At 58.7% G+C, this 9,012-nt stretch carries 7 protein-coding genes and 2 pseudogenes; 1 reads left to right on the top strand and 8 read right to left on the bottom strand.

Going from position 1 to position 9,012, the window contains the following annotated elements; genetic code table 11:
• The first annotated feature begins 16 nt into the window (after positions 1-16).
• On the top strand, positions 17-1,390 hold the full coding sequence (locus tag IEQ42_RS04750; RefSeq protein WP_210702713.1) for a DUF1329 domain-containing protein: 1,374 nt from the start codon (positions 17-19) through the stop codon (positions 1,388-1,390).
• A gap of 260 nt (positions 1,391-1,650) precedes the next feature.
• Here IEQ42_RS04750 and IEQ42_RS27610 read toward each other — a convergent pair.
• The 8 genes and pseudogenes from IEQ42_RS27610 to IEQ42_RS04715 form a co-directional block, all read right to left on the bottom strand.
• Positions 1,651-2,247 (bottom strand): annotated as a pseudogene (locus IEQ42_RS27610) (methyl-accepting chemotaxis protein); the annotation flags it as partial.
• A 261-nt stretch (positions 2,248-2,508) separates the two neighbouring features.
• Positions 2,509-3,537: pseudogene (locus IEQ42_RS27600) on the bottom strand (methyl-accepting chemotaxis protein); the annotation flags it as partial.
• 224 nt (positions 3,538-3,761) lie between these two features.
• Positions 3,762-4,349, bottom strand: coding sequence for a ribosomal protein S5-alanine N-acetyltransferase (gene rimJ, locus IEQ42_RS04740; RefSeq protein WP_210702711.1), 588 nt, complete (start codon positions 4,347-4,349; stop codon positions 3,762-3,764).
• A 305-nt stretch (positions 4,350-4,654) separates the two neighbouring features.
• Positions 4,655-5,026, bottom strand: coding sequence for a DUF6124 family protein (locus IEQ42_RS04735; protein ID WP_210702710.1), 372 nt, complete (start codon positions 5,024-5,026; stop codon positions 4,655-4,657).
• A 257-nt stretch (positions 5,027-5,283) separates the two neighbouring features.
• Positions 5,284-6,210: a hypothetical protein gene (locus IEQ42_RS04730; RefSeq protein ID WP_210702709.1), complete on the bottom strand. Its 927-nt coding sequence runs from the start codon at positions 6,208-6,210 to the stop codon at positions 5,284-5,286.
• Positions 6,211-6,531: 321 nt separating this feature from the next.
• The gene (locus IEQ42_RS04725; RefSeq protein ID WP_051600378.1) at positions 6,532-7,728 is read right to left on the bottom strand and encodes an Arm DNA-binding domain-containing protein; all 1,197 of its coding nucleotides are present in this window, start codon (positions 7,726-7,728) and stop codon (positions 6,532-6,534) included.
• Between the two features lie 159 nt (positions 7,729-7,887).
• Positions 7,888-8,265, bottom strand: coding sequence for a hypothetical protein (locus tag IEQ42_RS04720; RefSeq protein WP_210702708.1), 378 nt, complete (start codon positions 8,263-8,265; stop codon positions 7,888-7,890).
• A 439-nt stretch (positions 8,266-8,704) separates the two neighbouring features.
• Positions 8,705-8,917 (bottom strand): hypothetical protein, encoded by a 213-nt coding sequence (locus IEQ42_RS04715; RefSeq protein ID WP_024011503.1) that lies wholly within the window; start codon positions 8,915-8,917, stop codon positions 8,705-8,707.
• Positions 8,918-9,012 lie beyond the last annotated feature (95 nt).

The raw sequence follows: 9,012 nt of genomic DNA, 5'->3' as shown, positions 1-9,012 counted from the left end.
CATTCTGGAGAAAATCATGTTTCACACTTCAAGGCTGACAAAAACATCACTCGCGTTGTGGCTAAGTTTGGCCGCCGGCACTGCACTGGCCGCCGTCACCCCCCAGCAAGCCGAACAACTGAAAACCACCCTGACCCCACTCGGCGCCGAGCGCGCCGGCAACGCAGCGGGCACCATCCCGGCCTGGACCGGCGGCATCACCCAGGCCCCGGCAGGCTACAAACCGGGCCAGCATCACCCCGATCCGTTTGCAGCGGACAAACCGTTGTTCACCATAACCAAAGCCAATCTCGATCAGTACAAATCCCATCTCAGCCCGGGCCAGATTGCGCTTTTCAACAGCTACCCCGACACCTTCCAGATGCCGGTTTATCCTTCGCGCCGATCAGGATCGGCGCCGCAATGGCTGTACGACAACACCCTGAAAAATGCGACCTCGGCCAAGCTGCTCGAAGGTGGCAGCGGGTTTTCCGATGCCTATGGTGGCGTGCCGTTCCCGGTGCCCAAGGATGGCGTCGAAGTGCTGTGGAATCACATCACCCGTTATCGCGGCATCTACGTTGTACGGCGTGCCTCCGAGGCGCCGGTCCAGCGCAACGGCAGCTTCGCGCTGGTGACCTCGCAGCAGGAAGCGCTGTTCAACTATTACCGTCCCGGTGGACAGTTCGCCGACCTGAAAAACATCCTCTTCTACTACGTGGCATTTGTGAAAAGTCCGGCACGGCTGGCGGGCGGTGCAGCACTGGTGCACGAAACCCTCGATCAGCTCAAGGGTGCGCGCCAGGCCTGGATCTACGACGCCGGCCAACGCCGCGTGCGCCGCGCGCCGAACCTTGCATACGACACGCCGATCGCCTCGTCCGATGGCCTGCGCACTGCCGACGACACCGACCTGTTCAACGGCTCGCCGGATCGCTACGACTGGAAGCTCAAGGGCAAGCAGGAAATCTACATTCCCTACAACAACTACAAAGTCGGCAGCCCCGACGTGAAGTACGCGCAACTGCTTACCCCCGGCCACCTCAACCCGCAATTCACCCGCTATGAGCTGCACCGCGTGTGGGTGGTGGAAGGCAACCTCAAACCCGGTTCGCGGCACATCTATTCCAAGCGCGTGCTGTTTCTGGATGAGGACAGTTGGGGGGCTGCGCTGGTCGATCAATACGACGGGCGAGGGGAGTTGTGGCGCGTGTCGATGGCCTACCTGAAAAACTTCTACGACCTGCCCACCACCTGGAGTGCGCTCGACGTTTTCCACGACTTGCAGGCACGCCGTTACTACGTGCAGAACCTCGACAACGAAGAATCGGAAACCGTGGACTTCGCCCAACCTGCGCCTGAGGACGCGTACTTCATGCCGTCGGCATTGCGCCAACGCGGCACCCGGTGAGGATCCATTAACTTGGCCCCTGTAGGAGCTGCCGAAGGCTGCGATCTTTTGATCTTGATTTTAAAAACAAGATCAAAAGATCGCAGCCTGCGGCAGCTCCTACATAAGGCGGGGGAATTCTGAGGTGGCTGTTCTAACGCAATCGCGGGCAAGCCCGCTCCCACACGTTCTGAGTCGAACACAACATCTGTGAACGACTCAGAACCCTGTGGGAGCGGGCTTGCCCGCGATTGGTTTTTGGCTTCAGCGCGAAATCAGGATCAAACGCGGAAGTGGCTCACCATCTGCTGCAGCTGACCACCCAACCGTGCCAGTTCAACGCTGGACTTGGCGGTTTCATCACTCGCCGCGGCGGTCTGCTCAGACACGTCGCGAACGTTGATGATGCTGCGGCTGATCTCTTCGGCCACGGCGCTTTGCTGTTCGGCAGCGGCGGCGATCTGCTGGTTCATCGACTGGATGTTCGACACCGTGCGGGTGATGTTTTCCAGCGATGTACCGGCCTTGCGAGTCAGGGCGACGCTGCTGTCAGTCAGGGCGCGGCTGTTGTTCATCACTGCCGAGACTTGCTGGGTGCCGTTCTGTAAACCGGCGACCAGGCCTTCGATTTCTTCGGTGGATTTCTGCGTGCGCTGGGCCAGGCCACGGACTTCGTCGGCGACCACGGCGAAACCACGACCGGCTTCACCGGCACGTGCCGCTTCAATTGCGGCGTTGAGCGCCAGCAGGTTGGTCTGTTCGGCGACGGCTTTGATCACGTCCATGACGCTGCCAATCTTGTCGCTTTCCTGTTGCAGCACCCTCATGGCTTCAGTGGAGCGCGCCACTTCGCTGGCCAGACGCTCAATCTGTGTGATGGCCTCGTTCACGACCTTGTCGCCTTCACGTGCTTCGCCGTCAGCCGCAGCAGCTGCTTGCGAAGCCTCTTCGGCATTGCGCGCGACTTCCTGCACGGTGGCAGTCATTTCGTGCATGGCGGTGGCGACCTGATCGGTTTCGATCTTCTGGCTGTTTACACCGGCGCTGGTCTGCTCGGTAACGGCCGACAACTCTTCGGCAGCACTGGCGATTTGGGTCACGCCATCGCGGATGCCGCTGATCAAGTCGCGCAGGGTGACGCCCATGCGTGCGATGCCTTGTTGCAGCACACCGAGTTCGTCGCGGCGGGTGATGGTGACGTTCTGGGTCAGATCGCCGCTGGCGATGCGCTCGACCACGGCCAGGGTTTCTCGCAGTGGGCGGGTGATCTGACGGGTGATGATGACCGCGGCAATCACGCCAACCAGCAGGGCCAGCAGGGTGCTGATCAACTGAAAGGTACGCGCCTGAGCGCTTTCGACGTCGCGACGATCAAGCTGAATCTGATACAGCTGCTCGCTCAGGGTCACGATGGTGGCGCCCTGATCGGTCATTTCCTTACGCGCCTGCACGGCTTCGCTGTTGGCGTTTTTATAGGCCATCAACGCGCTGCGATAATTGGTCAACGCCGTTTCCAGCTGACGCAGGGCATCTGGCTGGGTATCAGCGAAATGCACGTTCAGCTGTTTGAGGCTGGCGATCGCCACGTCGATTTGGCCGATGGCTTTCTGCTCGGTTTCGGCGTTGGTGGTGGCGGTGTAGCCGCGCACTTCGTAACGGGCGAGGATGAATGCTTCCTTGGCGGCACTGATGGCCTGGAACTGCTCGAAACGCTGCTCGCTCATGTCCATTTGCTGAACGCGCTTACCGATCGACTCGATCAGGTTGTACGCGCTCGCGGCGTTGACGCTCATGGTGTCGCGCGCGGTGTTGCCGGTGCGATAGGCGTTACGCATTTTGTTCAGGGACGTCTGGTATTCGGCGATGGTCGCCGCCTGCTCCTTGAGCAGTTTGACGTTTTCCGGACTCTTGAAGCTGCTGATGAGCTTCTGCTGTTGCGCGGCGAAGCCGTCGAGGGTGGTCTGTACATTCTGCGCGGCGGTTTCGTCGCCGTTGGTCAGCATGTATTGCAGGCGCACCACTCGCAGTTTGGTCAGGCCGGAGTTGAGCTGGGTGATGTCACTCATCCAGTTACTGCGGTCAATCAAGCCGCCCAGGCTGGTCCAGCCGGTCAGGGCCAAAACGCAGGTCAGTGCCAGGACAAGGCCGAAGCCCAGGCCCAGTTTCATGTTCACGCTGATGTTGCCGAACCAGCTATTCATCACAATATCCTCCAGAAACTCGTGTTTCTTGATCGTCGGTAAGCTGGAAGATTGTTGTTTTTTGAGCCAGCAAGGGTGTTAGCAGGTCTGTATCGGCAGCAAACGCGAGAGCTGAAAGGTTTTTTGTCAGACAGAATTTGTAACAGGCGCTCGCAAGCCACTATTCACCTGTCAGCGAGCGCCCGTGGAGATCACCCCAGACGCCGTGACCCGCGCTGACCCGGTGCTTCGAAGCCCGGGTTGACCAGCGCAGTCAGCACATGATCCTGCCAACGTCCGGCAATGTTCAGATATGCCTTGGCGTAGCCCTCCCGCTCGAAGCCCAGCCGCTCCAACAACCGTGCACTGCGCTCGTTGCCGGGGATGTAATTGGCCATGATCCGGTGCAGGTTCTGGGTCTCGAACATGTAACCGATACCGGTCTCCAGCGCTTCTTGCATCAGGCCCTGGCCTTGCTGAGTTGCGTCGATGTGGTACCCCAGATAACACGCCTGAAACGCCCCGCGAATGATGCCGCTGAAATTGCAGGCACCGATCATCTGCTGGCCGTCCGCGCTCAGCAGCGCGAAATGCATCGCCAACCCGGCGTCGAAGGCGCTGGCCTGGATTTCGAGACGGCGGCGAATCTGCGCAGTGGAAAAATAGTCGGTCGTACGAATAGGCGACCACGGCGCGAGGTGGCGCTGGTTGCGTTGATAGAAATCGCTTTCCAGTTCTGCCTGATCCGGGGCAAGGATGGCGAGCGTCAGGCGTTGGCAGGGCAGGGTCAACAACGGCATCGGTCGCTCCGGGCAGGGGTGTCAAAGGACAGAATTGCCCGGGGCGCCGGAAAATACAAACGGGTTGTGAGTGGCCTGCTCCTGCACGGAAAGTTGTGGGGGGATCTCAGGTGAGTCGGTTTACTGAAGGCAGCCAGACAACAGGCAAAAAAAGCCCGCGGGAGAGCCGCGGGCGAACCGTAGTTTCTTGAATGAGCGAGCGGACTTTACAACGTTGGTTGAGTCGCAGCAGTGAAGAAAAATTCATCTCGATGAGTTGCCCTGACCCGGTCTGACAAGCGCTCGTTCCGCGCCCGCTTCAGCCATCAATGGCGCACTTCAGGGGGCGGTGAAGCGGGCGAGCCCTGCTGCACAACTTGATCCCGTGCCCGGCAAACCACAATCTCGGCCAACGCGCTCAATTGCTTGATGGCCACCGCAATATGGCGCTGGGAGCCGTCGCACTCATCGGCAAAATTTGCGCTGATGAGCGCGAGGGATTCGAGAAGATCACTGGCATGCGTGAGCAGGGTCATCGTATCGACATCTTCGCGCACGCTGAACATTTGCTTGAGTGGCACGGTACGGCGGGGTTTGCGTTGGTTTGAGCCTGTGACGCTGGCGTGGGTTTTCTGACCGGGCGTTTGCGCGTCGGCCGGGACCGGACCGACAAGCGTAAGTCGGGTGATTTTTTTCATGACGTAGCTCCGTGGAGTGAACGATCTCGGCGGCTGCGGCCTGGCAAACCGCCCGCTGGATGGCAGCGAAGCGTGGAGGGTAGCGCCGTGGAAATTGGTGCACCAGTTCATGAAAGTCGACGCGTGTTGAGGGAAATTTCCTAGGACGTGAAATGTAGGAAGTGAGAGCGATGAATGGGTAATTGCCGGGGGCACTGTGAGTGCAGAAACGCCCGTTGCAGCGAGCTTTTTCTTGTCGACTGGAAAGAGCGTCTGGCTCAATACTCCGTCACCTTGTCCTCACGCAAAATCCACCCTGCCTCTCCCGCCACCAATTTGTACTGAACCTGCCGCATCTTCCCCGTCCGGCCCGCACCTGCGTCGGCGCTGTTGTAAACCGGGAAGCGCTGGACCAGCGTGTTCTCCACTACGGCAAATGAATCTTCACCCTGATATCCGTCGGCGATTTTCGGGTTTTCGCTGATGGGCGGCAGATAGATTTCGCTCAGGGATTTTTTGTTGTTGGCGGAGTAGGCGATCAGTTCGCCCGGCATACTGCGTCCAGGCGTACGGGTGAAAATGTAGATCTCAGGTGAGCCGTCGTTATTCAGGTCGCCAATCTCGGCGCGGACGATGTTGCCGTTGAGCGGACGGGTTTGCACCGTGTTATCGATTTCCAGGCCCTTGGGTTCGATACGCACGATGGATTTGCCATCGACCTGATCCGCTTTTACATGAAAGTGGATGCCCTGCAGCTCCAGGTTCTGGTCGAATGCCGCTTTGTTATCCACAGCGTCGCCGTTGGCGAGGCTCAGTGAAATCGCGTAATCGGCCACCTCATTGCGCCGGGCAGCATTGCGCATGAGATAGACCTGCACCGTGTACTCGCCATCGGCGGGCAGCGAGCCGAGAAAGTGATTGCCCATCATCGAGCCGTTGAACAGGGCGTAATCGGAATTTTTGGCGGTGATGTTGAAGTAGGCAGACGTGTTGGTGGGCTTGAAGTCCACGGTCAGTATCTGCCCGGCCTTGGCGTTGAGTTTGTACTCAGCCGTTTTATAGCCCTTGATCGACTGTTTGAACTGCACACTGCCATAGCCGCTTTTGTAGTTGACCTGCTGGATTCTTGGCGAGATGTCGGTAGTCGCGGCATGGGCAGACAGTGAAAGTAGGGCAGCCAGTGCGGCGCCGAGCCAGATATTCATGAGATTCCTTGGGTTATTGCCTGGGTATCCCGAAGCATAGAGCCGGGGTGGCACGCCCGTCCAACCGGTCTGGTGATCAAATCCCGATCTCCAATCTCCAGATGCGACAAAGCCCGCACTGGGCGGGCTTTGTTGTTGAGTGCCGGGGGGATTTGAACCCGCGTCCCTTGCGCTGTATGCCGCGCCCTATAAAGGGTGGCGTTAGAATGCTGTCGAAAAGCTGTCATTAGTTGGGCGCCGAAAATTGCTGTCATAGATCGGCCTTTCTCGTCTTCGTAAAGGCTCGACCAAGCTGTCTTTTATAGCCTCCAAACGTCCTGATCATCGAGCAGCAGGATCAAATCTTCCCTCAACATTATTTCCATCATCTGGTGTTGCACTCCAAAGCTCTTCTGCTCTGTTGCCCGCACTGACATCCGCTGATGGCATCCAGCGTCCGTACACGCGGCCAATCATTAGCCAGTCGGTATGTCCCATCTGCTTGGCCACCCACATTGGATGCTCGCCGGCAGACAGCATCATCGACGCGTAGGTGTGCCGGGTCTGGTACGGCCTCCGGTACCGAACACCAGCCTTCTTCATCGCCGGCACCCACATCGTTTTCCGGATCGGCCCGTCGCCAGCCCAGCGCTCGAGTGTGCGCGGGTTCTGGAACACTTCGGCGTCCGCCAGGAACGTGTGCGCTTTCTGTGCTTTTAATGCCTCCATCGCCGGCCTGAGCAGCTTCACGCTTCGGCGCCCGGCGGCGGTCTTCGTTGTTTCCGCCTTTCCCTTGCTGGCCTGGGTCATCGCACGGCTGACCATTACCTCTTCCCGCAGCCAGTCGATATCGCCCCAGTCCAGCGCCACCAGTTCGCTAGTGCGTAATCCTGTCCATAGGGCGAACTGCATCATGTTGCGCGCCTGGCCGGAGAGGGCGCCCAACACCGCCTGCTGCTCTTCAGGGCTGAAAGGGTCGACATCGTCTTTTTTTGGCGGCGCGGCCTTGCGCGAATAGGTCCAGCCAGCCAGCGGGTTCAGCTCGATCAACTCCTCCTCGGCGGCATCGTTCAGCGCGGAGCGTAGGCAGCTCTGGATATTGCTCAGCGTCTTATTGCTCACCTCCAGCGTGTCGAGCCAGTCCCTCACTGCCTTCCGCTTCAGGTCCACGAGCATGGTGTCGCCCAGGGCGGGGATCAGGCGCAGGGTGACCAGCTTTCGATAACCATCGAACGTGCTGCTCGCGACGTGCTTCTTCTTCGCCTCGAGCCACTTGGTCAAAAAACCGTTCATGGTTTCACGGGAGGCCTCGGGCGCGAACTTCGCCGCCCGGGCCGAGCCAGGGAATGTCACCGAATAGTCGAAGGTGCCGATCGATATTGCATGCTCGATCGCCGCCTTGTGCTGCTCGGCTTTCTTCAGATTAGTGGCGGTGGGCTTGAGCGTGATCCGCTCGCGGCACCGGACGCCCCGATACATGAACGTGATTTCGATGCTCGAATCGGAGACTGCCCGAACTCCCCGCCCGCCTCTACCCATGACTCATATCCTTCTATGTCGATAAGCGTCCGGCCATCCGGCGCTTTGATCCATATCTCACCGAGCCGCCAGATCCCGTCACGGATCTTTGAGCGGATCGCGTCTTCTGTGTAGCCAGACTCGCTGGCGAATTTCCTGACGGTCACGTAGCGCATAGCTTCACCGCTCTTCGTGTCGCGACACGTTTTCGTTATCCGTGGATTGTGTCGCGTCACGGCCATGCGTCATGCGAGCTGGAAATGCCACGCCCTCCCACTTGCCGGCCAAACCTCGAATGGTATGGCGGTCCACATGTGAGCGATGCGGCTTGCTTGCGTAAAGACTGTCGCAGGCGTAGAACCGCTCAATGTCACCAGCGATATTCAGCGGCGCCTGGTGTTCGCCAGTGTTGACCTTGATCCAGCCGTCTTTGGTTTTCCCGTAGTCGCTGGTGCGACTCAGGATGAAACGACGACCGCTGTTCTTGGCACCGGTAGACGACTCGTTCAGGTAGTAGGCGATCGCTCCCTGGCGAACCCGCAGAATTGTCTTAGCCATGGACCGCCCTTCTTCAATACCAATCAATGGAGCTGCTAAAACGTTACATCTGTATCGTTTATGAGACGCTATTGACTCCATGAATAACTGCAAGTATTTAAGCGGTTCGGTTTTGTTTCCAAAATGGTCTCTAGGTATAGGAGCAGGAAGAACATGCCACATCGAGGATCGACATTTTGGTTGTGGGCCGATTGCGAGCTTCACCACAGAACTCATAGTGAAGTTGTTAGCGACGGAATCATTATTGATGTTCAAGTAAGACTTTCTCGACAGGGTGTTACCCAATTGTTTCTGGGCGTTTACTCCGAAAGTCTTCGCATCATTCATGAAGAGGCGTACACCGAGCGAACCGACGAGACCATGACTGCCGCGCTTTCGTGGGGAGTGGACAAGGCGCGCAGCATTGCAGCTGAATCCGCAGGCTCCTCCAAAAATCCTCTCATTCATGATTCCGCTCCTCGGAGTCGGCCACGGCGCGGAGTTTGAACGAGATCCCGCAAGCGCCGGCCAGCCTGGATAACTCACTGACGGTGGTGCTGGGCTCTTGAAGGGCCTGGCCGAAACGAACGAGGCGGGCGCCCAGGCTTGCAAACTCGTTGCCTCCGGTGACGCCCTCACGGTCGCGTTCCAGAAAACTGTTCGGACTGGTCATAGCTTGAACCTCTCGTCCTGTGAGAGCGGAGTGGCCACCGAAAGCCCTTTCTCAGTCACTGAACTGGCCTGAGACGCCCGGCCTGCCTTACGCCC

The organism is Pseudomonas iridis (assembly GCF_017980685.1).
In the GTDB taxonomy this organism is placed as follows: Bacteria; Pseudomonadota; Gammaproteobacteria; order Pseudomonadales; family Pseudomonadaceae; genus Aquipseudomonas; species Aquipseudomonas iridis.
Note: the sequence above shows the minus strand (reverse complement) of the source record. Positions and strands in the feature narration are given on the sequence as shown.

What these genes read in the sequence shown, in the direction of transcription:
- IEQ42_RS04750 (WP_210702713.1), top strand. Translation starts at nt 17, where the DNA reads ATGTTTCACACTTCAAGGCTGACAAAAACATCACTCGCGTTGTGGCTA.
- rimJ (WP_210702711.1), bottom strand. Translation starts at nt 4,349, where the DNA reads ATGCCGTTGTTGACCCTGCCCTGCCAACGCCTGACGCTCGCCATCCTT.
- IEQ42_RS04735 (WP_210702710.1), bottom strand. Translation starts at nt 5,026, where the DNA reads ATGAAAAAAATCACCCGACTTACGCTTGTCGGTCCGGTCCCGGCCGAC.
- IEQ42_RS04730 (WP_210702709.1), bottom strand. Translation starts at nt 6,210, where the DNA reads ATGAATATCTGGCTCGGCGCCGCACTGGCTGCCCTACTTTCACTGTCT.
- IEQ42_RS04725 (WP_051600378.1), bottom strand. Translation starts at nt 7,728, where the DNA reads ATGGGTAGAGGCGGGCGGGGAGTTCGGGCAGTCTCCGATTCGAGCATC.
- IEQ42_RS04720 (WP_210702708.1), bottom strand. Translation starts at nt 8,265, where the DNA reads ATGGCTAAGACAATTCTGCGGGTTCGCCAGGGAGCGATCGCCTACTAC.
- IEQ42_RS04715 (WP_024011503.1), bottom strand. Translation starts at nt 8,917, where the DNA reads ATGACCAGTCCGAACAGTTTTCTGGAACGCGACCGTGAGGGCGTCACC.